The sequence below is a fragment of the Actinoallomurus iriomotensis genome (genome assembly GCF_030269445.1).
Lineage (GTDB): Bacteria > Actinomycetota > Actinomycetes > Streptosporangiales > Streptosporangiaceae > Actinoallomurus > Actinoallomurus iriomotensis.
This window is the reverse complement of record NZ_BSTJ01000006.1, coordinates 219,951-245,621: the sequence shown is the minus strand read 5'-3', so window position 1 is coordinate 245,621 and position 25,671 is coordinate 219,951. Positions and strand designations below refer to the sequence as shown.

Genomic DNA, 25,671 nt, shown 5'->3' with positions numbered 1-25,671 from the left:
GTCCGTTATCAAGGCGAAAGCGCATCGTCACAGGTCAAGCCATATAAACGCGAGTCAGGCAGGCTCACCGACCGGCTCGGTGGCTCCCGCGCGGCGGCTCTCCCACAGCGCGGTGAGCGCGGTGGCCACCATCACGCGGACGCCGACGGCGATGCAGTGCTCGTCGACGTCGAACGTGCCCCGGTGGAGGTCGTACGCACCCGCCATGCCGGGCGCCGACACACCGAGCCGGGCCAGCGCGCCCGGAATCGACTCCAGGTACCAGCCGAAGTCCTCGCCGCCGAGGCTCTGCGGAGTGGTCGTCACCGCGCCGTCGCCCAGCACGCTGATGACCGCGGCGCGGAACATGTCCACGCTGGTCTTCTCGTTGACGGTGGGGGGAACGCCACGGACGTAGTCGAGCTCGGCCTTGACGTCGTACGCGGTGGCCACGGAGTCGAGCAGGGCCTTCATCAGGTCGGGAGCCGAGTGCCACGCCTCGTCGTCGAGGCAGCGCACGGTGCCCTGGGCGACGCCGTCGTCGGGAATGGCGTTGGCCACCGAGCCGGCCGCGATCTGCCCCCAGACCAGGCTGAGGCTGGAACGCGGGTCGACGCGGCGCGAGAGCGCGGCGGGCAGCTCGGTCACGATCTTGGCCAGGGCGTAGACCAGGTCGGCGGTCAGGTGCGGCCGCGCGGTGTGGCCGCCCGGACCGGTGACGCGAACGTTGACCTTGTCGCACGCGGCGGTGATCGGGCCGACCCGCAGGCCGACCTGCCCGACCTCCACGCGGGGGTCGCAGTGGAGGGCGAAGACGCGGTCGACGCCGGCGATGCCGCCGGCCGCCATGACGTCGAGGGCGCCGCCGGGGTTCTCCTCGGCCGGCTGGAAGATCAGCCGCACGCGGCCGGGCACCTGCCCGGCCTCCGCCTGCTGGGCGAAGAACCGTGCGACGCCCAGCATGATCGTGGTGTGGACGTCGTGCCCGCAGGCGTGCGCGACGCCCGGCACCGTCGAACGGTAGGGGACGTCCTTCTCGTCCGGCAGGGGCAGCGCGTCGATGTCGGCGCGCAGCGCCACGACCGGTCCGTCTCCGCAGCCGACCTCGCAGATGAGGCCCGTGCCCTTGGGGAGCGGCACCGGGCGCAGCCCGGCCGCGGTCAGCTCCTCCGCGATGCGGGCGGTCGTGCGGTGCTCGGCGTAGCCGAGCTCGGGGTGCATGTGGATGTCGCGCCGGAAGGCGATCAGCCGGTCTTCCTGACTGGTGAGGTAGGAGTCGAGCTGCGCCCGCAGCCCTCCCGTCCCCGGCTCGTCCGTGGGCTCACCGCCGGGGAGTTCAGATCCCCGCATGTGTCACCTCCCGTGGATTCACGAATCTGTCCTCCCGGAACTCTGTGATGCTGGCGCCGACGACGTCCTCGATCGAGCCGCCGGCGGCGATGATGCCGCGCTGACGCTCGTACGGGGCGCCGTGGTCGAGCACCTCCGAGACGACCTTCAGGTCTTCGGCGCAGCCGAGCCGGTCCGCGATGGGCTCCAGCTCGTGCACCAGTTCGTACAGCTCGTCGCGGAGCGGAGCCGTCGTGCCCTGGTCATCGGTGATGACGATGGCGTCCAGGCCGTACCGCGTCGCACGCCACTTGTTGTCGCGTACGACCCACGCGGCCGGGCTCGGCAGGGTGTAGCCCCGGTCGAGCTGGTGGTCGAAGAGCTCGACGAGCGACTGGCACAGCGCCGCCGCCATGCCGACCTCGCGAAGAGTCGGGATGCCGTCGAACATCCGGATCTCGATGGTGCCGAAGTCCGGATGCGGGCGGATGTCCCACCACACCTCTTTGATGCTGCGGATCGTGCCGGCCCGCAGCAGGGTCTCCATGTAGTCCTCGAACTCGCCCCAGTCGGCGAGCAGGTGCGGCGGCCCGGCCGTGGGGAGCTGGCCGAACACGATCGCCCGGCTCGACGCGAGCCCGGTGTCGCTGCCGCTCCAGAAGGGGCTGGAGGCGGTCAGCGCGAGGAAGTGCGGCAGGTAGGCCGACAGCGCGTTCACCATCGGCACGGCCTTCTCCGCCGAGCGCACGCCGACGTGGACGTGAACGCCGTAGGTCTGGATGCGCCGGGCGAGCCACTGCATCTGTTCGACGAGCTCGGCGTAGCGCTGGACCGGCGCCATGACGGCGTCGCGCCAGTCACTGATCGGGTGGGTGCCGGTGCAGGCGAGCGCGGTGCCCCGCGGGTCGGTGACGGTCCGCAGGTCGGCGATTGACGCGGCGAGGTCGGCGCGGGCCTCGGAGACCGTGTCGCAGATGCCGGTGACGATCTCGACGGTCGACTCCATGAGCTCGTGCCGGATCTTGGGCATCTCCTGCGCCTCGCTGAGGCCGGGCACCGCGGCCAGCACCTCGCGCGCGTCCTGGCGCAGGCGCTTGGTCTCGGCGTCGACGAGCTGAAGCTCCCACTCGACGCCGAGGGTCGCCCCTCGTGATGCGTTGAACTCGATGGCCACGGCCAACCTCCGATCTCAATCCTTGCAGGTTAATGCCGCGCACGTGGCACAATCCGGCCAGGACGTCCCGACGTGGCAGCGATCGCGCGCCGCGCCGGACCAGGTGACCATGATGCCGTCGACGGCACGCGACCTCGCGACGTCTTTGCCCCGCGATGAGCGGTTGACTCAAGCTGAGCACCACTCCGGTCGAACACGCCACCCGTTTCGGCTACGCGCACTCCCTACTAATGATCAAATTGACCATGTCAGGGCGTGACCGCCATGCCCGCCAGCACCCGGCGCGCCAGCTCGGGGTCGCCGCCGACCTCCACGTCGGCCGCGTCGCCCGTCACGCGCCCACCGCCGAGCCGGACGAACGTCTCCCACGCCATGCGGAGCCGTACGGTCGGCTCCGCGTCACCGTCGGGGCCGTCGTGAAAGCGTGCCCGGCGGTCGTCGCCGACGACGACGCGCCAGCGGTGCTCCGGCGTCTCGACGACCACCGTCTGCCCGGGCGCGGCCGCGGCGCGCTTGCCCACGACGTACGGCAGGGAGCCTTCGAGCACCAGGCGCGAGCAGTCCGCCCCGGGTCCGTCGAGGTTGCCCGGCCGGCCGGTCGCCCGGCGCACGTCCTGCTCGTGCATCCAGACGTCGAAGGCCCGGTGACGCATGAAGTCGCCGTAGGCCATGGCCGGCCCGAACGGGGTCGTGACGACCTCGGTCAGGTCGACCGCTCCGGAGCGCAACACGGCGACGCGCCGCTCGATGACGTCACGCAGGTCGCCGAGGATCTCACCCGGCGGGTCGGCGCGGCGTGCCTCGACGTCGAGCTCGGTGTTGGCCGAGGTGCGGGTCTCACCGTCGTCGGCGTCGCCGAGCAGCCAGCGTTCGATTCCCAGGATATGTGAGTACTGATCCTTGACCGACCAGCCCGGACACTCCGTCGGGCGGTCCCAGTCGGCCGCGGTGAGTTCGTCCGCGAGCGCGACCATCGACCGCGCCGCCTGCTCGAAGCCGTCGATGTTCGCCCGCCAGGCCGTCTCGCCCATACCCGCCTCCAGTATCCGGTGGTCGCGTACCCATGGTCGCGCTCGCCTCCTCACTCGCTACACGGACGGCTCGTTCCTCACCGGCCGCTCCGCTCGCTCGTCGGCTCGCCGCTCCGGATCAGTAGGCGTCCGGGGGCACGTACACGCCCCAGACGTCGCGTAGAGCGTCGCAGACCTCGCCGACCGTGGCCCGGGCCCGGAGGGCCTCGCGCAGCGGGTACAGGAGGTTGGCGTGGCCGGCGGACACGTCGCCGCCCTCCGCCTGCGCGCCCTCCTTCTCGGCCAGCGCGCGCAGCTCGTCGAGCCGCCGGCGCACCTCGGCGCCGTCGCGCTCCTCGCGCAGCTTCGCCAGCTTCGCGGCCTGCGCCTCGCCGATCGCCGGGTCGACGCGGAGCGGTTCGTACGGCTCGTCGGCGTCGGTGCGGAACTTGTTGACGCCGACGACGACGCGCTCGGCGTTGTCGATCTCCAGCGCGGTGCGGTAGGCGGAGCGTTCGATCTCGGCCTTCTGGAAGCCCTTCTCGATCGCGTTCACCGCGCCGCCGAACTCCTCGACCCGGCCGATCAGCGCTCGCGTGGCCTCTTCGATGTCGTCGGTCATCGACTCGACGGCGTACGAGCCCGCGAACGGGTCGACGGTCCTCGTCAGGTCGGACTCGTTCGCGATCACCTGCTGGGTGCGCAGGGCGAGCCGCGCCGCCTTCTCGGTGGGCAGCGCGATGGCCTCGTCGTAGGAGTTGGTGTGCAGCGACTGCGTGCCGCCCAGGACCGCACCGAGCGCCTGGATGGCGACGCGCACCATGTTGACCTCGGGCTGCTGCGCGGTGAGCTGGACACCGGCCGTCTGGGTGTGGAAGCGCAGCATCTGCGACTTGGGGTTCTTCGCGCCGAACTCGTCGCGCATGATGTGCGCCCAGATCCGGCGGGCCGCGCGGAACTTGGCGACCTCTTCCAGCAGCGTCGTGCGGGCGACGAAGAAGAACGACAGCCGGGGCGCGAAGGAGTCGACGTCGAGGCCGGACTCGACCGCCGCGCGGACGTACTCCTTGGCGTTGGCGAGCGTGAAGGCGATCTCCTGTACGGGCGTCGCGCCCGCCTCGGCCATGTGGTAGCCGGAGATCGAGATGGTGTTCCAGCGCGGGATCTCGTCGCGGCAGTAGCGGAAGGTGTCGGCGACCATCCGCAGGCTCGGCTTGGGCGGGAAGATGTAGGTGCCCCGGGCGATGTACTCCTTGAGGATGTCGTTCTGGATCGTGCCGGTGAGCTTGTCGCCCGCGACGCCCTGCTCCTCGGCGACGAGCTGGTAGAGCAGCAGGAGCACCGCCGCGGGCGCGTTGATCGTCATCGACGTCGACACCTGGTCGAGCGGGATGCCGTCGAACAGCACTCGCATGTCCTCGATGGAGTCGATGGCGACGCCGACCTTGCCGACCTCGCCGTACGCCATCTTCGCGTCGGAGTCGTAGCCCATCTGGGTGGGCAGGTCGAAGGCGACCGACAGGCCGGCGGTGCCGGCCTCGATCAGCTGGTGGTAGCGCCGGTTGGACTCGGCCGCCGTGCCGAACCCGGCATACTGGCGCATCGTCCACGGGCGGCTGGTGTACATCGTGGGGTACACGCCGCGGGTGTAGGGGAAGGCGCCCGGCTCGCCCAGCGCGACGGCAGGGTCCCAGCCGGCCGGTGCTCCCGGGCCGTAGACCGGTTCGATCGGCAGCCCCGATTCGGAGTCCATGCCATCACCCTTCCGCTCGTCTTCCCGGTGCTCATCCGCGCCGCGGGGAGGTCCACGCCCGCCAGCCGATGGCGCCGAGGACGATCGCCAGCACGATGTTCACACACACCAGGATTCCGTGCACCACGTAGTAGGCCGTGGGCCGGGCCGGGCCGCTACCCAGATTCTTCGCGAGCATGAGCCATTCAAAGATCATGAATGCGGCAAGGCCGAGTACAAATCCTGATGCACGCCGAGAGATGTTCATCGGGCACCATTATCGCGGGTAGACCGATGTGGTCACTCAAGTACCGGTCGTCTAGCGATGGGCCGCCATGAGAAAAGTCGTGTCCTTGTTCGCCGTCTGCGGCACTGCGGGGTATCTGTGCGTGTTCTCCGTACCCGCCGATGCGTCGCCCGCCGCCGTTCCTCCCTCCGGGGAGACGATCGGCGGCAGCAGGCTGGCGAGCCACGGTTACATCCGTGACAAGAGCGTGCCGGAGCCGCCGCACATCGAGGCCTCCTCGTACGTCATCGCGGACCTGGAGACCGGCCGCGTGCTGGCGGCCAAGGACCCGCACGGCCACTACCGCCCGGCGAGCACGCTGAAGACGCTCACGGCGATCACGCTGATCCCCCGGCTCGACCCCAAGCAGAAGGTCCGGCCCTCGCTGAACGCCGTGAACGCCTCCGGCTCGGCGGTCGGCCTGGACGAGAAGATGTCCTACACGGTCGACCAGTTGTTCCACGGCCTGCTGATGCAGTCGGGCAACGACGCCGCCGTCGCCCTGGCCGAGGCCGGCGGCGGGATGAAGACCACGCTCGCGGCGATGAACGCCGAGGCGAAGCGGATCCAGGCGAACGACACGGTGGCCCGTACGCCCAACGGCCTCGACGACGACCCGCCGCTCACCCTGACGCAGCAGCACAGCTCCGCGTACGACCTGGCGCTGATCATGAAGCAGGGCCTCACCCTGCCGGACTTCATCAAGTACGTGAAGGCGACGACCTACCACTGGCCGGCGCCGCCGACCAAGGAGGAACGCAAGAAGGGCAAGAAGACCGGCGGCTGGGAGATCGGCACGCACGACCACCTCCTGGTCGGCAACCACTACTCCGGCATGATCGGCGGCAAGAACGGCTGGACGAGCCACGCGCTGGGCAGCTTCGTCGGCGCGGCGAGGCGCAACGGCCACACGATCATCATCTCCCTCATGCACGCCCAGTCCGACTTCTGGCCCGACGCCCGCGCCCTGCTCGACTGGGGCTTCGCCGAGCGCGACAAGGCCGAGCCGGTCGGCACGCTCGTGAACCCGATCCCGCCGCCCCCCAAGCCCACGCCGAAGCCCGTGGCGCACAAGCCGGCCGCCGACGGACGGACCACGTCCTCCGGCGAACTCGCCTGGTGGAAGATCGGGCTGCCCGCGGGCGCGGCCGTCGCGATCATCGCCGGACTGGCCGTGGGCCTGCGGCGCCGCCGTCGTCCGGCCGCCGCGGGACCGGACCCGTCACCCGCGGACGACGCGCCGCCGTACGAGGCGGGCGCGACCGAGAGCCCCGACGCGGACCCGCCGCGCACCCGGCGCACGCCGCCCGGCGACGTGAAGGTGGCCGGCTCGCCCCTGGACTCGGGCGGTCGCGACCGGCCGGACTCCTGGTCGACGATGCCGAACCCGACGCATGGCCCGGCCGGTGAGCCGGAGTCCGCGCCCGGCGAGGACACGGTACGGGACGACGCGGAGAACGGCCGGGGTTCGCGCGGCCCGTTCGAGCCCCTGGGGGGAAACGGCGGAAACGGCGCGGACGATGGGGACCCGACGACGCCCGACGAGCCGCACGGCGACGAACCGGCGCGCCCCTGAGGCGTCAGGAGTCCTTCTCGGGGGGCTTGGTCTGTTCACGCGCCGTGTCCTCTTCCGGTTCCGGGGGGTTGGCGTCCACCGCCAGGATCACCCGGCGGGTCGCCGTCCACGCGGCGGTGAACAGGATGAACCGCGACGAGAGGTTGATCCACACCAGCAGTCCGACGATCACGGCGAACGAGGCGTACACGGGGTTCCTCATGGTGTGCGCGATGAACAGCGCGCCGACGATCTTCAGCGCCTCGAACCCGACGGCGCCGAAGAGGCATCCGCGCAGCAGGTGCCGCCAGGACGCCTTGGTGCCGGCGAGTGTGGTGAACAGGATGAGGAAGATCACACCGTCGGCGACGACCGCGACGGACAGGGCGATGAGCCGCAGGAGGGTGCCGGCGCCGGTCACGTCCGCGAGGCCGAGCCAGCCGAGTACGGCGTGCGTGGTGGCGGAGGCCGCCGAGGACAGGATCACCGAGGCGAGCAGCGCGAGGCCGAGCAGGCACAGCACGCCGAGGTCGCGCAGCCGGTTGACGACCGGGTTGCCCTCGCCTTCGGCGCCCTGCCAGATCGTACGCAGGGACTCGCGCCAGACCCCGATCCAGCCGAGGCCGCTCCACGCGAGCCCGAGGAGGGCGAACACGCTCGCACCGGCCTTGGCCGAGGCGATCTGGTCGACCGGCAGCCGGTGGGACAGCTCGGGCAGGAGCTGGTCCAGTGCCTTGGCGACGGCGTCGCGGGCCTGCGGGCTGATCGCCACGATGTAACCGGTGACGGCGAACGCCAGGGCGACCAGCGGGAAGAACGACAGGAAGCCGTAGAAGGTCAGCGCCGCGGCCATCCGGTCGCCGCGCTGGTCGCGGTACCGGATGTAGGCGCGGCCGAGGTGGTCGACCGTACGCCAGCGGGCGCGCGCCTGACGTAGCACGCGCTTCATGGCCTCTTCGGCCGAGCTGACCCAGTGACGCATGCTGTCCAGGACCGCCGTCATTTCGACGGACTACCCCGGCGGAGCGCAAAGATTCAGAAAACCGAAACCCGACTTTGGAATCACCCTGAAACGCCGGCGCCGAATGCGAAGTCGCGTTGCGGCCGCCAGACTCCGTCGACGCCGTGCTCGTAAAGCGAGAATCCCCAGACCGGAAATTCCGCCTCATATTCGGACAAATCCTTGAAAGCCCGGTCGAGCAGATCGTCGGACAGGTGGTGGGCGACCGTGACGTGCGGGTGGTAGGGGAAGCTCAGCGCGCGGTCGAGCGGGCCACGGCGTACGCGCAGCTCCAGGCGCTCGCACTCGCTGATCCCGGTGGCCGGCGCCACGAACACCACCGGCGAGATCGGCCGGAACGTCCCCGTGCCGCGCAACAGGATCCGGAACGGCCGCTCCTCCGCCGCCACCGCGCGCAGGTGCTCCTCGATCTCCTCCAGCGCCGCCGAGGCGATCCGCAGGGGCGGGACCAGCGTGATGTGCGTCGGGATCGAGCGGGCGAGCGGATCACCGAAGGACGCGCGCGCCTGCTGGAGCTCCCGGCCGTACGGGTCGGGTATCGGGATGGCCACCCCGATGGTCCGCTCCGCCGGGTCAGGCACGGCCCAGGAACCCGACCCGATCGCGGACGGCGTCCATGGTCTGCCGGGCGACCGCGCTCGCGCGGTCGGCGCCGCGGGCCAGCAGGCGATCGAGCTGTGCTTCGTCGGCGAGGAGCTTCTCGGTGCGCTCGCGAATGGGCGTGAAGGTGTCGAGCACGGCCTGGGCGAGATCCTTCTTCAGCGCGCCGTACCCCTGTCCCGCGTAGCGGCGTTCGAGGTCCGGAACAGAGGTCTCGCTCAATGCGGAGTAAATGCGCAGAAGGTTGGTTACGCCGGGTTTGTTCTCTTCGTCCGCGATGATCTCGGTGCCCGTGTCGGTCACCGCGCGCATCACCTTCTTGCGCAGCGGGCCCGGGTCGTCGAGCAGGTCGAGGATGCCCTGCGGCGACGACGAGGACTTGCTCATCTTCGCCGTCGGCTCCTGCAGGTCGGTGATCTTGGCGGTGGCCTCGGGGATGTAGGGCTCCGGCGTCACGAACGTCTCGCCGAACCGGTGGTTGAAGCGCTGCGCGAGCGTGCGGGTCAGCTCCAGGTGCTGCCGTTGGTCCTCGCCCACCGGCACCTGGTCGGCCTGGTAGAGCAGGATGTCGGCGGCCTGGAGCACCGGGTAGGTGAACAGGCCGATCGAGGTCGCGGAGGTGCCCTGCTTGGCCGACTTGTCCTTGAACTGCGTCATCCGGCTCGCCTCGCCGAACCCGGTCAGGCAGCCGAGGATCCACGCCAGCTCGGCGTGCTCGCGCACGTGGCTCTGCACGAACAGCGTGCTGCGCTCGGGGTCGATCCCGATCGCGAACAGCTGCGCGGCCGCCACCCGGGTGCGCCGCCGCAGCACCGCCGGGTCGTGCTGGACCGTGATCGCGTGCAGGTCGACGACGCAGTAGAACGCGTCGTGCGTGTCCTGCAGGGCGACCCACTGGCGCAGCGCGCCGAGGTAGTTGCCGAGGTGGAACGAGTCAGCGGTCGGCTGGATGCCGGACAGGACGCGCGGTCGCACGCCGTCCGGCCGGGTGGACGGCGGATTCGGCTCGGTGGGCATACGTGAATTCTCTCAGGACTCGTCGGGCTCCGGCTCGGGGACCGGGTCGGGGACCGGTGGAGGAGTGACGCGCACCCGCGCCACCCGCCTCCCGTCCACCTCGGTGACAGAGAGACGATGCCCGCCGACCATGGTCATCTCCCCCACCTGGGGCAGATGACCGAGAACGGCCATGAGGTATCCGGCGACCGTCTCGTACGGGCCTTCGGGCAGCTCAACGCCGGTTTCGTCGGCGAAGTCGTCGATGTTCAGCAGGCCGTCGACGTCCAGCGCGCCGCCGTGCAGCCGCTTCGCGTGGGCGTCCTCGACGTCGTACTCGTCGCGGATGTCGCCGATCAGCTCCTCGACGAGGTCCTCCAGGGTCACGATCCCGGCCGTACCGCCGTACTCGTCCACGACGATCGCCAGGTGGTGGCCCTCGCGCCGCATCTCCGACAGCACCGCCAGCACGCGCTTGCCGGCCGGCAGGTAGAGCACGGGCCGTACGACGTCGCCGACGGGCGTCGTGAGGCCGGACTGCTGCGGGTCGAGCAGGTCACGGACGTGGACGAACCCGACCACGTCGTCGTGGGACTCGCGGTAGACCGGGTAGCGCGAGTGCGGGCTGCCGGCGGCGACCTGGGCCGCCTTGCACAGCGGGGTGGCGGCGTCGAGGAACTCCACCTCGGTACGCGGCACCAGCACCTCGCGCAACTGGCGTTCCCCGGCCGCGAACACCTCCTCGATCAGGTTCCGCTCGTCCGGCGCGATCTCGGTGGTGCCCGCGACCAGCGCGCGCACCTCCTCGGCGGTGATCTTCTCGCGGGAGGCCGCCGGGTCGCCGCCCAGCAGCCGCACGACGAGGTTCGTGGACCTGGACAGCAACCAGATGACCGGGCGGGAGATGATCGCCATCCGGTCGAGGAACGGTGCCACGAGCAGCGCCACGCCCTCGGCCCGCTGGAGGGCCAGGCGCTTGGGCGCCAGCTCGCCGATGACCAGCGTGACGTAGGAGATGATCAGCGTGACGCCGACGACGCCCACCAACCCCGCGAGGCCCTCGGACAGCCCCGTGTGCTCGACCAGGGCCTTCTTGGCGGTGTCGGACAGCGTCACGGCACCGTACGCCGAGGAGAGCAGGGCGGTCAGGGTGACGCCGATCTGCACGACCGCCAGGAACCGGTTGGGGTCGCTGACCAGCCGGGCCACGGCGGCGCCGCGACGGCCACGCTCGGCGATCCGCCGGACCTGGCTGTCACGAAGGGAGACGAGAGCGAGCTCGGACGCGACGAACAGCGCCTCGACCAGAATGAGCGCCAAGACGATGGCGGCGCTCGCGAGCGTCCCCGTCATGGGAGACGCCGATGTCTATGTGGGGCGTCCATGTCCTGGTTGGTTGTCGGAAAGACTAGAGCTGTAAGCGTACCCGTTCATGAATACAGGAGGTCCTGATGAAGCTTCTCGTCACGGGGGGCGCCGGCTACATCGGCAGTGTCGTCGCGGCGAAACTGCTGGAGGCCGGGCACGAGGTCGTCGTGCTGGACGACTGCTCGACCGGGCACGGCGACGCCGTCCCGGCGGGTGTTCCGCTGATCCACGCGACGCTCCGTGAGGCGGCCGGCGACGTGCTCGCGGAGGGCTTCGACGGCGTCCTGCACTTCGCGGCCAAGTCCCTCGTGGGCGAGTCGGTGGAAAAGCCCGGTCTGTACTGGGACAAGAACCTCGGCGAGTCGCTCGCCCTGCTGGACGCCATGCGCGTGCACCGGACCCCGCGCATCGTCTTCTCCTCCACGGCGGCGACGTACGGCGAGCCGGAGCGCACCCCGATCCTCGAGACCGACCCGACCCGGCCGACCAACCCGTACGGCGCGTCCAAGCTCGCCATCGACACGACCCTCGCCGAGTACGCCCGCATGTACGGGATCGGCGGGGTCAGCCTGCGCTACTTCAACGTCGCCGGGGCGTACGGCGCGTACGGCGAGCGGCACACCGTCGAGACGCACCTGATCCCGAACGTCCTCGCGGTCCCCCAGGGGAAGCGCGAGTCGGTCTCGATCTTCGGCACCGACTACCCGACCGCCGACGGCACCTGCGTTCGCGACTACATCCACGTCGTGGACCTGGCCGTGGCGCACCTGCTCGCCCTCGACGCCTGCGCGCCCGGCGAACACGAGATCTTCAACCTGGGCAGCGGCTCGGGGTACTCCGTGCGCGAGGTCATCGACGTCTGCCGTGAGGTCACCGGCGAGCCGATCCCGGCGGTCGAGAGCCCTCGGCGACCCGGCGATCCGGCCGTGCTGATCGCCTCCTCCGCCAAGATCACCGACCGGCTGGGCTGGAAGCCCGAGCGCGACCTGCGGGCGATGGTGGCCGACGCGTGGGAGTTCATGCGGTCCTGAGCCCGCTCGTCAGCGGGTCAGCGGGCCCAGCTCGGCCTGGAGCCGCGCCAGGGCCTGCTGGGGGCCGGTGTCGCCGTGCAGGGCGGCGTAGACGTCCTTCTGGATCGCCGCGGTGACGTCGCCGTAGCGGACGACCTGCGGCCGTGGCCGGGCGCCCTGGATCGACTTCAGCATCGTCGGCAGGTACGGCTGTGCCTTGACCAGGTCGGCGTCGGAGTACAGCGCCGTGAGCGACATGGGATAGGCGCTGGTGAGCCCGAAGCTCTTCTCGGCCTCCTTCCCGGTCGCGTACGCCAGGAAGTCCAGGGCCGTCCGCCGGTGCCGGGAGAAGGACGAAACGGCGAGGTTGTTGCCGCCGAGGGTGGAGGTGCCCGGGCCGTTCAGGCCGGGCAGCGGCGCGACCCCGAACCGGCCGGCCACCTTGCTGGCGCCGTCGGTCTTTCCCGCGGTGGAGTACACATAGCCCCAGTTGCGGTGGAACAGCAGCCGCCCGGCCTCGAAGTCGCGGCGGCCGTTCTCCTCCTGGTACCCGATGGCGGCGCGCGGGATCGTGCCGTCCTTGAAGCCGTTCACGAGGAACTCCAGGCCGTGGAGGGCCTCGGGCGTGCCGAGGGCCGGGCGGCCCGAGGCGTCGATGACCTGGCCGCCCGCACTGGCGACCGCCTCGCTGAAGTTCACGGTGAGGCCCTCGTACTTGTCGTACTGCCCGGCGTAGCAGCCGATGTCCTTGGTCCTGCGGACCTCGGCGCAGTCGGCGGTCAGCTCGGCCCAGGTGACCGGAGGCCGGGTGATGTCGGCCTTCTTCAGCAGGTCGGTGCGGTAGTAGAGCAGCCCCGCGCCGGTCAGCCACGGCACGGCGTACAGCCGGCCGCGGTACTCCCCGGTGCGCAGCGACGGTGCGAGGAAGGCGCCGGTGGGCAGCGTCTTCGCGTCGATCGGTTCGACCCAGCGGTTCGCGGCGAACTCGGCGGTCCAGACGGCGTCGAGCGTGACCACGTCGAACGCGTCGGACTTGATCTGGGCGTTCTGGATGAGCTGCTGCCGCTGGGCGTCGGCGGCCTCGGGCAGTTCGACCACCCTGACCTTCTCGCGCGGGCGGGCGCGGTTCCACACATCGACGATCTTCGTCAGCGCCCCGGTCGGTTCCTTGAACATGGCCCAGGTGATCGGCCCGCGGCCGGAGGAGTCCGCCGACGAGCCGGACGAGCAGCCGCCGGCCAGCGTCACGGCCAGTGCCGCGCCCGCCGCGGCCCAGCGTGCAGGGTTCATGGTCACTCCGATCGGGGGGACGGCTCGGTGAGGGTGACGACGGTCCCGGTGCGCCGCGCGCGCTCGGCGGCCCAGACGAGCCGGTGGCTGTCGAGCGAGGTACGCGCGTCGGTGAGCAGCGGCGCCGGGTCGCCGGCGGCGAGCGCCGTGACGAACGCCTCCACCAGCGCCCGGTCGGCGCCGCCGTGGTCACCGTCGAGCGCGGCCTCGTCGTCACCGGTCTCGACGAGTTCGCGCCGCCCGGTGACGAAGTCGTGGACCGTGAGGCCGCGCCCGTCGCCCTCGATCGCGCCGCGCGTGCCGAAGACACGCGTCCGGCGGGAGCTCATGGGGGTGAACGCCGTGACGGTGAGCGAGGCGGTGACGCCGCCCTCGTACTCGATCATGACGACCTGCTGGTCGGCGACGTCGTTGTCACCGCCGTACACGCATCGCCCGTACGGGCCGGTGCGCAGAGCCTCGCGTACGCCCTCCGGCGAGGTGTCCGCGGTGAGCGCGGTGTGCGGCCATCCCCGTCGCTCCGGCTCGCCGGCCAGACGGAAGTAGATGCGCGGGGCGGAGTACGGGCAGTCGGGCTCGACCGCGCAGTCCAGGCAGCGGTCGGCCGCCCCGGCGGGACGGTTCTCCGGCCGGAAGTGGATCAGGCCGCCGAAGGACGACACCCGCCGCGCCGGCCGTCCGATGACGTGGGCGAGCCAGTCGACGTCGTGGCAGCACTTGGCGAGCAGCATCGGCGAGGACAGGCGCTCGCTGCGCCAGTTGCCGCGCACGAACGAATGGGCGAAGTGCCACCAGCCGACCGGCTCCAGGTGCTGGACGTTGACCACGTCGCCGATCCGCCCCTGGTCGAGCAGGTCCTTGAGCGCGCGGGTGTAGGCGGAGTAGCGCATGACGTGGCAGACGGCGAGCATGACCCCGGACCGCTCGACGGCCTCGGCGATCTTTCGCGACCCGGCCTCGGTGGGCGCCATCGGCTTCTCGAGCAGCAGGTGGTAGCCGAGGCCGGCGAAGGCGACCGCGGGCTCGACGTGCTGGGCGTCCTGCGTCGCGACGATCATCGCGTCGGCGAGCCTGGGCCGGGCGGCGAGGTCCCGCCAGTCGGCGAAGACGTTCTCGGACGGCAGCCCGTGCTCGGCGGCGATCGCCGTACGACGACGCTCGTCCGGCTCGGCCACCGCGACCAGCCGGGCGCGCCCGCCCGCCGCGGCGTGGCGCGCGTAGTCCCGGCCGCGGATGCCCGCTCCTGCCACCGCCAATGTGACCGGCATGCCCTGCCCTCACTTATTAAAGGAAGTTCGTTTAATAATGAGCCGGTCGGTGCTCAAGTCAAGGGAGTGCGTCATGGGAGAGGGCGGCACCCCATCGCGTCTGCGCCGGCTGAACTCCGCCGACGTCCTGGCCGCGCTGTACGCGCGGGGGCCGCGGACGCTGAGCGAGGTCAGTGAGGCCACCGGGCTGTCGCGCCCGACTGTGGAGGACGTCGTCGACGACTTCGTCGGCCGCCGCGTCGTACGCGAACTGCCGCCGGAGCCCGGGGGCGCGGGACGCCCGGCCCGGCGCTTCCGGTTCGCCGCCGATGAGGGGTTCGTGGCCGGCGTCGACATCGGCGTCCACACGATCCTCGTCATGCTGGCCGACCTGGAGGGTGAGGTACGCCACGTCCTCCGTACCGAGGTGAGTCCCTCGCAGGACGCCGGCGGGCGGCTCTCGGCGACCCGCCGGACCCTGGAACGGTGCCTGACGTCGAGCGGGGTGCCCGCCGGCCGCCTTCGCGCCGTCGGGATCGGCACGCCCGGTGTCGTGCGCGACGGCACGGTGACCCTGTGCACGGTGCTGCCCGGCTGGACGGGCCTGAACCTGCCGCGCGCCCTTGGAGCGGTCGCGGAGAACGTCGTCGTGGGGAACGACGCCAATCTGGCGACCGTCGCCGAGCACTGGCGCGGCGCGTCCCGGCATGTGAGCGACGCCGTGTGCCTGCTCGCGGGCAACCGGATCGCCGCCGGCATCCTGATCGGCGGCCGGCTCCACCGAGGCCACCGGGGCGGGGCCGGCGAGCTGGGACTGCTCCCGGTCCTGCGCTGGGAGGGCGCCCCGGACCGGCTGCTGGCGGCCGTGTCCTCGGCCGGCGACCTGGCGTCGGTGTTCGCCGCGGCGCGCGACGGCGAGCCGGAGGCGGTCGCGGCCGTGGAGACCTTCACCGACGACCTGGCGACGGGCGCGGCGGCGCTGCTGCTGGCGGTCGACCCCGCGCTGGTCGTCGTGGGCGGCGGCCTGTCGCGCGCCGGCGACCTGATCATCACCGGGCTACGCGAACGTCTCTCCTCGCTCTGCCCGCACACGCCGGAGATCGTCGCCGGGGAGCTCGGCGACGAGGCGGTCGCGACCGGCGCCGTGTGCATCGCGCTGGAGCGGGCCACCGAGCCGCTGTTCCCCTCCGGCCTGCCGATATGATCGCTGCTCGATTCGAGGAGCGGCGACATGGGCTTCCAGGAGACCTACGGGCGCGAGCCGGACGGGGTCTGGCACGCGCCGGGCCGGGTCAACCTGATCGGTGAGCACACCGACTACAACGACGGTTTCGTGCTGCCGTTCGCGCTGCGCCAGGGCGTCACGGTGGCCGCCGCCCGGCGCGATGACGGGGTGTTCGAGCTGCGTTCGCTGCAGTCGCGCTCGACCACCGAGGTGACGGACCCGACGCCGGGCTCGGTGGACGGCTGGGCCGCGTACGCCGCCGGCGTCGTGTGGTCGCTACGCGAGGCCGGATACCAGGTCGGCGGGGCGTCGCTGCTGATCGACGCGGACCTGCCGCAGGGCGCGGGCCTGTCGTCCTCGGCGGCGCTGGAGTGCGCGGTCGCGGTGGCGCTGTGCGACCTGTACGGCATCGAGGTGCCGCGGCCGGCACTCGCCCGCATCGCCCAGCGCGCGGAGAACGACTTCGTCGGCGTGCCGTGCGGGATCATGGACCAGTCGGCGTCGCTGCTGTGCACCGAGGACCACGCGCTGTTCCTCGACTGCCGCAGCGGCCTGTCGGCACAGGCACCGCTCGACCTGACCGGGCTGACGCTGCTGGTCATCGACACGCGAGCCGAACACGAGCTGGTGGACGGCGGGTACGCCGACCGCCGCACGGCCTGCGAGAAGGCGGCCGAACTCCTGGGCGTACCGGCCCTGCGCGACGTCACCGACCTGGCCGAGGCCCTGTCCCGGCTCGGCGACCCGGTGCTGCGCCGCCGCACCCAGCACGTGGTGACCGAGAACCACCGCGTGGAGGCCACGGTCGGCCTGCTGCGCGCGGGCGCGGCCGGGGAGGTCGGGGCGCTGCTGACGGCGTCACACCTGTCCCTGCGCGACCAGTTCGAGGTCTCGTGGCCGGAGGCCGACGTGGCGGTCGAGGAGTCGGTACGCGCGGGCGCCCGCGGCGCCCGCATGGTCGGCGGCGGCTTCGGCGGCTCGGTCATCGCCCTGGTGCCCACCGCCCGCGCCGAGCGCGTACGCGAGGCCGTGACGGAGGCCTACGCGCGTCGCGGCTGGGCCGAACCACGCTTCCTGGACGCGACCCCGTCCGCCGGAGCCCGCCGCCTACGCTGACTCGCCGCGGATCAGCGTTCCACAGGCCGAGTTCGGCATCGACGTCGGTTCTGAGCCGCGTGGCCATCTGCGCCGACGCCTCCGTGATCTTGGCGGCGGCGGTGACCTGCGTCGGACCGAACGCGGCCCCGCACGTCGAAGGTTCGCGGCGCCCCTGTGGACAACCGCCCGATCTTCGCGTCGGCGGATCATCGAAATCGGCATGACCCGCGCCCTGGAACCGCCATGCTGGGACGCATGCGGCGGTATGACGCGTTGACGGTGTTCCTTCTCCTCGTCGGAGGGGTGATCGTTCCGGTGGCCGGGTGGGTGGCCGGGGCGGTCATGCTTCTCGTCTCCCGGCGGTGGACGTTGCGGGACAAGCTCGTCGGGCTGCTCATCTGGCCCGGTGGGCTCGCCGTCGCGGTCGGGCTCATCGCCTTCTCGCCGACCCGTACCTGCGTCTATGTCGACGACTCGTCCGGACACCACGGACAGTGCACCGGCACGACGATCCCCGGCTGGGTCGGGATTCCCCTGCTCGTGCTGGCGATCGCCGGCCCGCTCGTCACCGCCGTCCACCTCCTGCGCCGCGCGCGGCGGGCCAGGTCGGCTCAGGCCGAATGAACGCGAACGGCCGCCGGGGCGTGCACCCCGGCGGCCGTCGTCCGGTCAGCGTCAGATGAGGCCGAGCTCGCGCACGGCGTCGCGCTCCTCCTCCAGCTCGCGCACCGAGGCGTCGATGCGCTCGCGGGAGAACTGGTTGATGTCCAGGCCCTGGACGATCTCCCACTTGCCGTCCTTGCAGACGACCGGGAAGGAGGACACGAGGCCCTCCGGCACGCCGTACGAGCCGTCCGAGACGACCGCCATCGACGTCCAGTCGCCCTCGGGGGTGCCGTGGATCCAGGTGTGCACGTGGTCGATCGCGGCCGACGCGGCGGAGGCCGCCGACGAGGCGCCCCGCGCCTCGATGATCGCCGCGCCGCGCTTGGCGACGGTCGGGATGAACGTGTCGCGCAGCCACTCGGCGTCGTTCAGCGCCTGGGCGGCGTTCTGCCCGCGGACCTCGGCGTGGAAGACGTCCGGGTACTGCGTCGCGGAGTGGTTGCCCCAGATCGTCATCTTCTTGACGTCGGCGACCGCGGCGTCGAGCCGCTTGGACAGCTGCGCGATCGCGCGGTTGTGGTCGAGGCGGGTCATCGCGGTGAAGCGCTCGGCCGGCACGTCCGGGGCGTGGGAGCGTGCGATCAGGGCGTTGGTGTTGGCCGGGTTGCCGACCACCAGGACGCGCACGTCGCTCGCGGCGCCGGAGTTGATCGCCTCACCCTGCGGCTTGAAGATGCCGCCGTTGGCCTCGAGCAGGTCGCCGCGCTCCATGCCCTTCGTACGCGGGCGGGCGCCGACGAGCAGCGCGACGTTGGTGCCGTCGAAGGCGTGCTTGGCGTCGTCGGTGACGTCGATGCCCTCCAGCAGCGGGAACGCGCTGTCGTCCAGTTCCATCGCCGTGCCCTCGGCGGCCTTGACGGCCGCGGGGATCTCCAGCAGGCGCAGCCGTACGGGAGTGTCGGGGCCCAGAAGCTGCCCCGAGGCGATGCGGAAGAGCAGGGCGTAGCCGATCTGGCCGGCGGCGCCGGTCACGGTCACATTGACGGTCATCGTTGGTTTCTCCTGCGGTACGAGGTCCTCGCCGAGCGCAGAAACTCCGTGGAGGTCTCTCGCCGTCGAGACATTCCACCGGCCAGGCTACCGTGCGGCCTTTCCGGCGGTCTCCGTGGGTACGCGAACGGGGACGCCGCGGCGCGCCGCGACGTCCCCGTCAGTGCGAGAAGCCGGGTCAGGCCAGCTTCTTCTGGAGGTTCTCGTCCAGCGCGGTGAGGAACTCCTGGGTGGTCAGCCAGCCCTGGTCGCCGCCGACGAGCAGCGCCAGGTCCTTGGTCATCTGGCCGCCCTCGACGGTCTCGACGCAGACCTTCTCCAGCGTGTTGGCGAACTCGGTCACCGCGGGGGTGTTGTCGAGCTTGCCGCGGTGGGACAGGCCCCGGCTCCAGGCGAAGATCGACGCGATCGGGTTGGTCGACGTCGGCTTGCCCTGCTGGTGCTGGCGGTAGTGCCGGGTGACGGTGCCGTGGGCGGCCTCCGCCTCGACCGTACGGCCGTCGGGGGTCATCAGCACGGACGTCATCAGGCCCAGCGAGCCGAAGCCCTGCGCGACGACGTCGGACTGCACGTCGCCGTCGTAGTTCTTCGTCGCCCAGACGAAGCCGCCGTCCCACTTGAGGGCCTGGGCGACCATGTCGTCGATGAGGCGGTGCTCGTAGGTGATGCCCGCGGCCTCGAAGTCGGCCTTGAACTCGCTCTCGAAGACCTCGGCGAACAGGTCCTTGAAGCGGCCGTCGTAGGCCTTGAGGATCGTGTTCTTGGTGGAGAGGTACAGCGGGAACTTGCGGTCGAGGGCGTACCGCATGGTCGCGCGGGCGAAGTCGCGGATGGAGGAGTCGAAGTTGTACATCCCCATCGCGATGCCGCCGCCGGGGAACTCGGCGACCTGGAACTCCATCGGCTCCGAGCCGTCGGCGGGCTCGAAGGCGATCGTCAGCTTGCCGGGGCCGGGGGTGACGAAGTCGGTGGCGCGGTACTGGTCGCCGTGGGCGTGACGGCCGATGATGATCGGCCTGGTCCAGCCGGGCACCAGCCGGGGGATGTTGGAGACGACGATCGGCTCACGGAAGACGACGCCGCCGAGGATGTTGCGGATGGTGCCGTTCGGCGACCGCCACATCTTCTTCAGGCCGAACTCCTCGACCCGGGCCTCGTCGGGGGTGATGGTGGCGCACTTGACGCCGACACCGTGCTCCTTGATGGCGTTGGCGGCGTCGACCGTGACCTGGTCGTCGGTCGCGTCGCGGTGCTCCATCCCCAGGTCGTAGTACCGCAGGTCGACGTCCAGGTAGGGCAGGATCAACTGGTCCTTGATGAATTGCCAGATGATCCGCGTCATCTCGTCGCCGTCGAGTTCGACGACGGGGCCCGCTACCTTGATCTTGGGCATGCTGTAGCTGTCCCTTCTTACGCCGTGGTAGCGAGGGCACGATCGGCTCTTGCGCTCCACACTGGTCAGCAGTCCTTCGTTGGGCTCGCTGATGAGGCTATCGGAGCGCCGGCGTAATTCAGCCGCTGGTCCCCTTCGCGACAAATGCGACAAGCGTGATACCGACCGCGGCGGCCGTCATGAGGAACACGTCGAGCCACCTGCGCCGCACCGCCAGCATGCCCACCTGGCTCTCCGGCAGCACCAGCCGCGCGAGCGCCGCGATGAACACCGAGGCGGCGATGAGCATGCTTCCCCGCCGGAAGTGATTAGTGGCCACGACGATGAGGCCGGCCGCCACCCCGCACAGCACGAAGGCGTACGGGAGCCGGCTGAGCCAGCGCGGCACCGCCGGACGTGGCCGCGCCCGGTCACCCCCGCGCGCGGCCGGCGGGGTCGAGGGACCCGGCTTCGGGTGCGGGCCGGCCGGATCCCCCACCGGCCCGGGGGAGTCGGCCGCCCCCGAGCGCGGCTCCGGGACGTAGGGCTGCTGGGTCGACCCGCCCGGCTCAGGCGGACCGTACGGCTCTGACATGGCTCCTATCTTGGCAGCGCGGGACGCGCGGCGTCCGGGGCCCGGCCCTGACAATACGGTCGAGAAGTCCTGTCTCGGTTGTCACGATGGTGTCAATGCGGCCGTGACTTACCGGTCCAAAATGCTCGTCATGCCCCAAGATTCCCGTCGTACTCGTACCTACCGATGAGTAGGATGGTGTGACCATGGCCGGTCCGGGTAACCCGCCAGACAGGGGTCGCTAACTAACTGGGAGGGACCGCCGTGGAGGGCCCGTTCATACGGATCGAGGAGAGCGGCACCGTACTGCCGCTGCGACCCGAGGTGACCACGATCGGGCGGGGGCGGGGTGTCGACATCCGGCTCGACGAGCCCAGCGTCTCCCGGCTGCACGCGGAGTTGATCCGGCGTGGCCCGTACGTCTACGTGGTGGACCTCGGACTCTCACGCAACGGCACACGAGTCAACGGACGGCCGATCGCCCGGCGCGTCCTCGAGGACGCCGACGTCGTCAGCTTCGGCGCCGCCCGCTGCCGGATGGGCGGCATCCCGCGCGAAGACGTCGATCCCGACGTCGAGCTGCGCCGGGCCGTCGCGCCCGACCTGACGCGGCGGGAGATCGACGTGCTCACGTCGCTGTGCCGGCCGGCACTGTCCGACGAGGCGTTCGTGGCGCCCGCCACGGCGCGCGAGATCGCGACCGACCTGGTCGTGACCGAGGCCGCGGTCAAGCAGCACCTGCTGCGCCTCTACCAGAAGTTCCGCATCCCGGAGGGCGCCAACCGGCGCACTCGGCTGGCCAACGAGGTCATCGCACTCGGCCTCGTACGCCCCCTGCCACCGGTGCACGTGCCGCCCCAGGGCGGCCGTACGCCGGAGACCGCCCGGCGCCCGGACGGTCCCCGGCCTGGCGGTGGCGCCGGCGCGGTGGGCGGAGCACCGGGAGCCCCACGTCAGCCCGGCCCGCGGCGTCCGGCCGCACCGGGCGCACCGAACCGCCGCGCGGCGAGCTGACCCGCCCAGCGGCGCTACGCGGCCTTCTCGGCGGCCTCCACGACGTTCGTGAGCAGCATGGCGCGGGTCATCGGGCCCACGCCTCCGGGCATCGGCGCGAGCCAGCCCGCGACCTCGCGGACGCCGGGGTCCACGTCGCCGGTCAGTCCCGCGTCCGTACGGGTGATGCCGACGTCGAGCACGGCCGCGCCGGGCTTGATCATGTCGGGCTTGATGAGACCGGGCACGCCCGCGGCCACCACGACGATGTCGGCGCCGCGGGTGTGCGCGGCGAGGTCCTTGGTGCCCGTGTGGCAGGTCGTCACGGTGGCGTTCTCGGTGCGGCGGCCGAGCAGCAGGCCGAGCGCCCGGCCGACGGTGACGCCGCGGCCGATCACGGTGACGTCGGCGCCGCGGATGGGCACGTCGAAGCGGCGCAGCAGTTCGACGATGCCGCGCGGCGTGCACGGCAGCGCGCCCGGCTGCATCAGCACGAGCCGGCCGAGGTTGACCGGGTGCAGGCCGTCGGCGTCCTTGGCCGGGTCGATCCGCTCCAGCACGCGCTGCTCGTCCAGCCCCTTGGGCAGCGGAAGCTGCACGATGTAGCCGGTGCAGGTCGGGTCCGCGTTCAGCTCGTCGACGACGGCCTCGACGTCCGCCTGCGTCGCCGTCGCGGGCAGGTCGCGCCGGATGCTCGCGATGCCGACCTCCGCGCAGTCACGGTGCTTGCCCGCGACGTACGCGTGGCTGCCGGGGTCGTCGCCGACGAGCACCGTGCCCAGCCCCGGGACGATGCCGCGCTCACGCAGGGCCGCGACACGCTCCTTGAGCCGCGTACGGATCTCCGCCGCGGTCGCCTTGCCGTCCAGTATCTGTGCGGTCACGTGCGCCATTGTCTCAGGCGGCGATCAGCTTCCGAACGACCACCTGCGGCGGCGACGCGGTGGAGGGGGCAGATCGAGGGGATGGGGCGGAGGGGGCTCGACCGGCAGCGGCTCCCCGTCGGGCCCGACGCGGCTCATCGCCTCCATCCGGCCCGCCGCCAGATCGGCGTGCGGGATCATGAAGTCGCCGTTCGGCAGGTCGCCCGCGAAGGTCCGGCCGACGATCGCGGCGGGCAGGAAGGGGCCCACCGGACCGGTCCGGTCATGATCCGGCCAGTCCATCGCGGCCGACTCCCAGCCCCAGGAGCCCGAGGACACCGGCACCGGCTCGTCCGTACCGAGGATCACCCAGTGGTCGGTCCACACCGGCGCGCCGATCCGCGGGACGCCGCCGGTGTGGCAGTCGACGGCGGGCAGTTCGAGGCGGTCGGGGTGGCGCGGGACGTACCAGAGCAGGAGCGGGTCCGACAGGGTCGCGTCGCGGTTGTCGAAGCAGCACAGCGCGATCGCGTGGTCGGGATAGCTCTGGGCGTAGAAGTCGAACAGCGGGCGGTTGGCCGGGATCCGGCGGTGCTCGGGCACGAGACGGAGCGCGTCGGGGATCAGCGAGGCGTTCGTCGCGAGCACGACGGTGTAGATGTCGTGCTCGAACACCTGCACGGGCGGCGGCGCCGCGCCCGCCGGCGCGCCGCCCGGCGCCGGCATGCCGTATCCCACCGAACGCGGCGTGAGCGCGTCGGCCATCTCCCGCAGGATGTGGCGAGCGCCGCTCGTGTCCACGAAGTTGTCCTGCGTCATGCCGACTCCGGGCAGGTGGAGCAGCATGGCGTTCGGGCCGGTGGCGTGGTTGGCCGCGACGTTCTGGTACCCGAGCACGTGCACGAGCCCGTGCTCGGGGTGCCGGACGCGGCCGTGATACAGGATCGTGTCAGCGAACCGCGCCGGCGCCGCCGAGACGCACATCAGTGGAAGAAGTGCCGGACACCGGTGAAGTACAGCGTGACCCCGGCCTTCTCCGCGGCCTCGATCACGTCGGCGTCGCGTACCGAACCGCCGGGCTCGACGATGGCGCGCACGCCCGCCTCGGTGAGCACCTCCAGCCCGTCCGCGAACGGGAAGAACGCGTCGGACGCGCCGACCGAGCCCGACGCCCGGTCCCCCGCCCGCGCGACCGCGAGCCGTGCGGAGTCGACCCGGTTGACCTGGCCCATGCCGACGCCGACGGTCGCGCCGTCGGCCGCCAGCAGGATCGCGTTGGACTTCACCGAACGGCACGCCCGCCACGCGAACGCCAGGTCGCGCAGCGTCGCCTCGTCGGCCGCGGCGCCCGCCTTCAGCTCCCAGGCGGCGGGGTCGTCGCCGGCCGCGTCGATCCGGTCCGTGCTCTGGGTCAGCAGGCCGCCGTCGATGCGCCGGAACTCCGTGACCCCCGCCGGACCCTCCGGGCAGACGAGCAGCCGGATGTTCTTCTTCACGGTGAGCAGCGAGAGCGCCTCCTCGTCGAAGGCGGGCGCGACCAGCACCTCGGTGAAGATGTCGGCGACCTGACGCGCCATCTCCGCCGAGACGGGCCGGTTGGTGGCGATCACGCCGCCGTACGCGGACAGGGAGTCGCAGGCGTGCGCCTTGCGGTGCGCCTCGGCGATGTCGGCGCCCACGGCGATGCCGCAGGGGTTGGCGTGCTTGATGATCGCCACGCACGGCTCGGCGAAGTCGTACGCCGCGCGGCGTGCGGCGTCGGCGTCGACGTAGTTGTTGTAGGACATCTCCTTGCCGTGGAGCTGGTCGGCCTCGGCCAGCCCGCCGGCGTGGGAGGTGTACAGCGCGGCGCGCTGGTGGGGGTTCTCGCCGTAGCGGAGGACGGCCTTGCGGTCCCACACGCTCGCGACGATCGGCGCCCAGCCGCTCTCCTCGCCGACCTCGTCGGGCGCGTAGGAGTTCGCGAACCAGGAGGCGACTGCGGCGTCGTAGGCGGCGGTGTGCGCGTACGCCGCCGCGGCGAGCCGCTTGCGCTCCTCCGCCTCGAACCCGCCGCGCTGTACGGCGTCCAGGACCGCGCCGTACGAGGCGGGGTCGACGACGACGGCGACGCTCTGGTGGTTCTTGGCGGCGCCGCGGACCATCGCGGGCCCGCCGATGTCGATCTGCTCCACGATCTCGTCGGGGCCGGCGCCGGAGGCGACCGTCTCCGCGAAGGGGTAGAGGTTGGAGACCAGCAGGTCGAAGGGCTCGACGTGCAGGTCCTCCAGCTGCTGGACGTGGTCGGGGTTGCGCCGGTCGGCGAGCAGCCCGGCGTGCACCTTCGGGTGCAGCGTCTTGACCCGGCCGTCGAGGCACTCGGGGAAGCCGGTGAGCTTCTCCACCTTCATGACCGGTACGCCCGCGTCGGCGATGCGGGCCGCGGTCGACCCCGTGGAGACGATCTCGACACCCGCCCGGTGCAGGCCGGTGGCCAGCTCCTCCAGGCCGGACTTGTCATAGACGCTGATCAGCGCACGCTTGATCGCGATCCGGGTCACCCGATCCTCACTCTCCTGCTGCTCTCGATGGTCCATCCTTCGCGGACCAGACGGCCCACGGTCCGCACGAGCAGCGGACGCTCGACGTCCTTGATCCGCTCGTGCAGCGCGTCTTCGTCATCGTCGTCGAGCACCGGCACCGCCTCCTGGGCGATGATCGGGCCGGTGTCGACGCCGGAGTCCACGAAATGGGCGGTGCAGCCCGTCACCTTCACGCCGTGTTCGAGAGCGTCGCGCGCGGCCTGCGTGCCCGGGAAGGCGGGCAGCAGCGCGGGATGGGTGTTGATCACCCGGCCGCCGAAGCGGTCGAGGAAACGCGCGCCGAGGATCTTCATGAAACCGGCCGAGACGACCAGGTCTGGGTCGTACTTGTCGACCGCCTCGGTGAGAGCGGCGTCCCACCGGTCGCGCGTCTCGTGGTCCTTGACCCGCTCGACGAACGTCGGCACTCCGGCGCGGTCGGCTCTCGCCAGACCCTCGATGCCGTCACGGTCGGCGCCGACGGCGACGACGCGGGCCCCGTAGGCTGGATCGGCACACGCGTCGAGCAGCGCCTGTAGGTTGGTCCCCGCACCGGAGACGAGGACGACGAGCCGGGCGGACACCGTGACTCCCAGGAGATACGGACGGATTGGCGGGCCGTACCAGCCTATCGGCCGGCGCTCGGCCAGGTTCAGCCGACACCAGGAGGCAGCAGCCGTGATCGAGGTGGCGCCCTCCTCCCGCGCCGCGCGCCGCCCCGTACGGGACACC

At 71.5% G+C, this 25,671-nt stretch carries 24 protein-coding genes; 6 read left to right on the top strand and 18 right to left on the bottom strand.

What is annotated here, in order from left to right; genetic code table 11:
* Positions 1–54: 54 nt before the first annotated feature.
* The 5 genes from QSK37_RS25015 to QSK37_RS24995 all read right to left on the bottom strand — a co-directional run bounded on the left by QSK37_RS25015 (position 55) and on the right by QSK37_RS24995 (position 5,492).
* Positions 55–1,329 carry an amidohydrolase gene (locus tag QSK37_RS25015; RefSeq protein ID WP_285625433.1) on the bottom strand — a complete coding sequence of 425 codons (1,275 nt, stop codon included), beginning with the start codon at positions 1,327–1,329 and terminating at the stop codon, positions 55–57.
* On the bottom strand, positions 1,316–2,482 hold the full coding sequence (locus tag QSK37_RS25010; protein WP_285625431.1) for a glutamate--cysteine ligase: 1,167 nt from the start codon (positions 2,480–2,482) through the stop codon (positions 1,316–1,318). The genes QSK37_RS25015 and QSK37_RS25010 overlap by 14 nt, the downstream gene beginning before the upstream one ends.
* A 248-nt stretch (positions 2,483–2,730) precedes the next feature.
* A complete protein-coding gene (locus tag QSK37_RS25005; protein ID WP_285625429.1) occupies positions 2,731–3,513 on the bottom strand; it encodes a maleylpyruvate isomerase family mycothiol-dependent enzyme in 783 nt (260 codons plus the stop codon).
* Between the two features lie 118 nt (positions 3,514–3,631).
* The gene (locus QSK37_RS25000) at positions 3,632–5,245 is read right to left on the bottom strand and encodes an acyl-CoA mutase large subunit family protein (protein ID WP_285625427.1); all 1,614 of its coding nucleotides are present in this window, start codon (positions 5,243–5,245) and stop codon (positions 3,632–3,634) included.
* A 31-nt stretch (positions 5,246–5,276) separates the two neighbouring features.
* Complete coding sequence (locus QSK37_RS24995; protein ID WP_285579434.1) at positions 5,277–5,492, bottom strand: SCO4848 family membrane protein; 216 nt, start codon at positions 5,490–5,492, stop codon at positions 5,277–5,279.
* 79 nt (positions 5,493–5,571) lie between these two features.
* Between QSK37_RS24995 and QSK37_RS24990 the strand changes: the two genes are divergently transcribed.
* Complete coding sequence (locus QSK37_RS24990; protein ID WP_285625425.1) at positions 5,572–7,086, top strand: D-alanyl-D-alanine carboxypeptidase family protein; 1,515 nt, start codon at positions 5,572–5,574, stop codon at positions 7,084–7,086.
* Positions 7,087–7,090: 4 nt separating this feature from the next.
* On the opposite strand, the gene QSK37_RS24985 is transcribed toward QSK37_RS24990, so the two are convergent.
* Genes QSK37_RS24985 through QSK37_RS24970 form a run of 4 tightly spaced genes read right to left on the bottom strand, consistent with a single transcriptional unit; the run spans position 7,091 to position 11,035 of the window.
* Positions 7,091–8,068 (bottom strand): YihY/virulence factor BrkB family protein, encoded by a 978-nt coding sequence (locus tag QSK37_RS24985; RefSeq protein ID WP_285625423.1) that lies wholly within the window; start codon positions 8,066–8,068, stop codon positions 7,091–7,093.
* Positions 8,069–8,127: 59 nt separating this feature from the next.
* Entirely contained in the window at positions 8,128–8,667 is a 540-nt protein-coding gene (locus tag QSK37_RS24980) for a 2'-5' RNA ligase family protein (RefSeq protein WP_285625421.1), read from the bottom strand.
* On the bottom strand, positions 8,660–9,703 hold the full coding sequence (gene trpS, locus QSK37_RS24975; RefSeq protein ID WP_285579441.1) for a tryptophan--tRNA ligase: 1,044 nt from the start codon (positions 9,701–9,703) through the stop codon (positions 8,660–8,662). The genes QSK37_RS24980 and trpS overlap by 8 nt, the downstream gene beginning before the upstream one ends.
* A 12-nt stretch (positions 9,704–9,715) precedes the next feature.
* Positions 9,716–11,035 carry a hemolysin family protein gene (locus QSK37_RS24970; protein WP_285625419.1) on the bottom strand — a complete coding sequence of 440 codons (1,320 nt, stop codon included), beginning with the start codon at positions 11,033–11,035 and terminating at the stop codon, positions 9,716–9,718.
* A gap of 98 nt (positions 11,036–11,133) precedes the next feature.
* Between QSK37_RS24970 and galE the strand changes: the two genes are divergently transcribed.
* A complete protein-coding gene (gene galE / locus QSK37_RS24965; RefSeq protein WP_285625417.1) occupies positions 11,134–12,081 on the top strand; it encodes a UDP-glucose 4-epimerase GalE in 948 nt (315 codons plus the stop codon).
* A gap of 9 nt (positions 12,082–12,090) precedes the next feature.
* On the opposite strand, the gene QSK37_RS24960 is transcribed toward galE, so the two are convergent.
* Together QSK37_RS24960 and QSK37_RS24955 are read right to left on the bottom strand one after the other, a co-directional pair.
* Positions 12,091–13,350 carry an ABC transporter substrate-binding protein gene (locus QSK37_RS24960; RefSeq protein WP_285625415.1) on the bottom strand — a complete coding sequence of 420 codons (1,260 nt, stop codon included), beginning with the start codon at positions 13,348–13,350 and terminating at the stop codon, positions 12,091–12,093.
* A 2-nt stretch (positions 13,351–13,352) separates the two neighbouring features.
* Entirely contained in the window at positions 13,353–14,618 is a 1,266-nt protein-coding gene (locus tag QSK37_RS24955; RefSeq protein WP_285625413.1) for a Gfo/Idh/MocA family protein, read from the bottom strand.
* 49 nt (positions 14,619–14,667) lie between these two features.
* On the opposite strand from QSK37_RS24955, the gene QSK37_RS24950 reads away from it, so the two are divergent.
* The 3 genes from QSK37_RS24950 to QSK37_RS24940 all read left to right on the top strand — a co-directional run bounded on the left by QSK37_RS24950 (position 14,668) and on the right by QSK37_RS24940 (position 17,544).
* Positions 14,668–15,801, top strand: coding sequence for an ROK family transcriptional regulator (locus tag QSK37_RS24950; protein ID WP_285625411.1), 1,134 nt, complete (start codon positions 14,668–14,670; stop codon positions 15,799–15,801).
* 27 nt (positions 15,802–15,828) lie between these two features.
* Positions 15,829–16,938, top strand: a complete 1,110-nt coding sequence (gene galK / locus QSK37_RS24945) for a galactokinase (protein ID WP_285625409.1) — start codon at positions 15,829–15,831, stop codon at positions 16,936–16,938.
* Between the two features lie 237 nt (positions 16,939–17,175).
* Positions 17,176–17,544 (top strand): hypothetical protein, encoded by a 369-nt coding sequence (locus QSK37_RS24940; RefSeq protein ID WP_285625407.1) that lies wholly within the window; start codon positions 17,176–17,178, stop codon positions 17,542–17,544.
* A gap of 51 nt (positions 17,545–17,595) precedes the next feature.
* On the opposite strand, the gene QSK37_RS24935 is transcribed toward QSK37_RS24940, so the two are convergent.
* The 3 genes from QSK37_RS24935 to QSK37_RS24925 all read right to left on the bottom strand — a co-directional run bounded on the left by QSK37_RS24935 (position 17,596) and on the right by QSK37_RS24925 (position 20,543).
* Positions 17,596–18,576 carry a malate dehydrogenase gene (locus QSK37_RS24935; RefSeq protein ID WP_285579452.1) on the bottom strand — a complete coding sequence of 327 codons (981 nt, stop codon included), beginning with the start codon at positions 18,574–18,576 and terminating at the stop codon, positions 17,596–17,598.
* Between the two features lie 178 nt (positions 18,577–18,754).
* Positions 18,755–19,969 (bottom strand): NADP-dependent isocitrate dehydrogenase, encoded by a 1,215-nt coding sequence (locus QSK37_RS24930; protein WP_285579453.1) that lies wholly within the window; start codon positions 19,967–19,969, stop codon positions 18,755–18,757.
* 118 nt (positions 19,970–20,087) lie between these two features.
* The gene (locus QSK37_RS24925; RefSeq protein ID WP_285625405.1) at positions 20,088–20,543 is read right to left on the bottom strand and encodes a DUF3017 domain-containing protein; all 456 of its coding nucleotides are present in this window, start codon (positions 20,541–20,543) and stop codon (positions 20,088–20,090) included.
* 243 nt (positions 20,544–20,786) lie between these two features.
* On the opposite strand from QSK37_RS24925, the gene QSK37_RS24920 reads away from it, so the two are divergent.
* Positions 20,787–21,536 (top strand): FHA domain-containing protein, encoded by a 750-nt coding sequence (locus QSK37_RS24920; protein WP_285625404.1) that lies wholly within the window; start codon positions 20,787–20,789, stop codon positions 21,534–21,536.
* Positions 21,537–21,550: 14 nt separating this feature from the next.
* Here QSK37_RS24920 and QSK37_RS24915 read toward each other — a convergent pair whose 3' ends face one another.
* The 4 genes from QSK37_RS24915 to purN are packed head-to-tail and all read right to left on the bottom strand — an operon-like array spanning position 21,551 to position 25,523.
* Positions 21,551–22,399 (bottom strand): bifunctional methylenetetrahydrofolate dehydrogenase/methenyltetrahydrofolate cyclohydrolase, encoded by an 849-nt coding sequence (locus tag QSK37_RS24915; protein WP_285579456.1) that lies wholly within the window; start codon positions 22,397–22,399, stop codon positions 21,551–21,553.
* A gap of 24 nt (positions 22,400–22,423) precedes the next feature.
* Positions 22,424–23,362: a hypothetical protein gene (locus tag QSK37_RS24910; protein WP_285625402.1), complete on the bottom strand. Its 939-nt coding sequence runs from the start codon at positions 23,360–23,362 to the stop codon at positions 22,424–22,426.
* Positions 23,362–24,918 (bottom strand): bifunctional phosphoribosylaminoimidazolecarboxamide formyltransferase/IMP cyclohydrolase, encoded by a 1,557-nt coding sequence (gene purH, locus QSK37_RS24905; protein ID WP_285625400.1) that lies wholly within the window; start codon positions 24,916–24,918, stop codon positions 23,362–23,364. Before purH ends, QSK37_RS24910 begins: the two co-directional genes overlap by 1 nt.
* A complete protein-coding gene (purN, locus tag QSK37_RS24900) occupies positions 24,915–25,523 on the bottom strand; it encodes a phosphoribosylglycinamide formyltransferase (protein ID WP_285579459.1) in 609 nt (202 codons plus the stop codon). Before purN ends, purH begins: the two co-directional genes overlap by 4 nt.
* Positions 25,524–25,671: the final 148 nt, after the last annotated feature.

Excerpts from the sequence above, each read along its gene's own strand:
- QSK37_RS25015 (WP_285625433.1), bottom strand. The coding sequence starts at position 1,329 with ATGCGGGGATCTGAACTCCCCGGCGGTGAGCCCACGGACGAGCCGGGG.
- QSK37_RS25005 (WP_285625429.1), bottom strand. The coding sequence starts at position 3,513 with ATGGGCGAGACGGCCTGGCGGGCGAACATCGACGGCTTCGAGCAGGCG.
- QSK37_RS25000 (WP_285625427.1), bottom strand. The coding sequence starts at position 5,245 with ATGGACTCCGAATCGGGGCTGCCGATCGAACCGGTCTACGGCCCGGGA.
- QSK37_RS24995 (WP_285579434.1), bottom strand. The coding sequence starts at position 5,492 with ATGAACATCTCTCGGCGTGCATCAGGATTTGTACTCGGCCTTGCCGCA.
- QSK37_RS24985 (WP_285625423.1), bottom strand. The coding sequence starts at position 8,068 with ATGACGGCGGTCCTGGACAGCATGCGTCACTGGGTCAGCTCGGCCGAA.
- trpS (WP_285579441.1), bottom strand. The coding sequence starts at position 9,703 with ATGCCCACCGAGCCGAATCCGCCGTCCACCCGGCCGGACGGCGTGCGA.
- QSK37_RS24970 (WP_285625419.1), bottom strand. The coding sequence starts at position 11,035 with ATGACGGGGACGCTCGCGAGCGCCGCCATCGTCTTGGCGCTCATTCTG.
- galE (WP_285625417.1), top strand. The coding sequence starts at position 11,134 with ATGAAGCTTCTCGTCACGGGGGGCGCCGGCTACATCGGCAGTGTCGTC.
- QSK37_RS24960 (WP_285625415.1), bottom strand. The coding sequence starts at position 13,350 with ATGAACCCTGCACGCTGGGCCGCGGCGGGCGCGGCACTGGCCGTGACG.
- QSK37_RS24955 (WP_285625413.1), bottom strand. The coding sequence starts at position 14,618 with ATGCCGGTCACATTGGCGGTGGCAGGAGCGGGCATCCGCGGCCGGGAC.
- galK (WP_285625409.1), top strand. The coding sequence starts at position 15,829 with ATGGGCTTCCAGGAGACCTACGGGCGCGAGCCGGACGGGGTCTGGCAC.
- QSK37_RS24940 (WP_285625407.1), top strand. The coding sequence starts at position 17,176 with ATGCGGCGGTATGACGCGTTGACGGTGTTCCTTCTCCTCGTCGGAGGG.
- QSK37_RS24935 (WP_285579452.1), bottom strand. The coding sequence starts at position 18,576 with ATGACCGTCAATGTGACCGTGACCGGCGCCGCCGGCCAGATCGGCTAC.
- QSK37_RS24930 (WP_285579453.1), bottom strand. The coding sequence starts at position 19,969 with ATGCCCAAGATCAAGGTAGCGGGCCCCGTCGTCGAACTCGACGGCGAC.
- QSK37_RS24925 (WP_285625405.1), bottom strand. The coding sequence starts at position 20,543 with ATGTCAGAGCCGTACGGTCCGCCTGAGCCGGGCGGGTCGACCCAGCAG.
- QSK37_RS24910 (WP_285625402.1), bottom strand. The coding sequence starts at position 23,362 with ATGTGCGTCTCGGCGGCGCCGGCGCGGTTCGCTGACACGATCCTGTAT.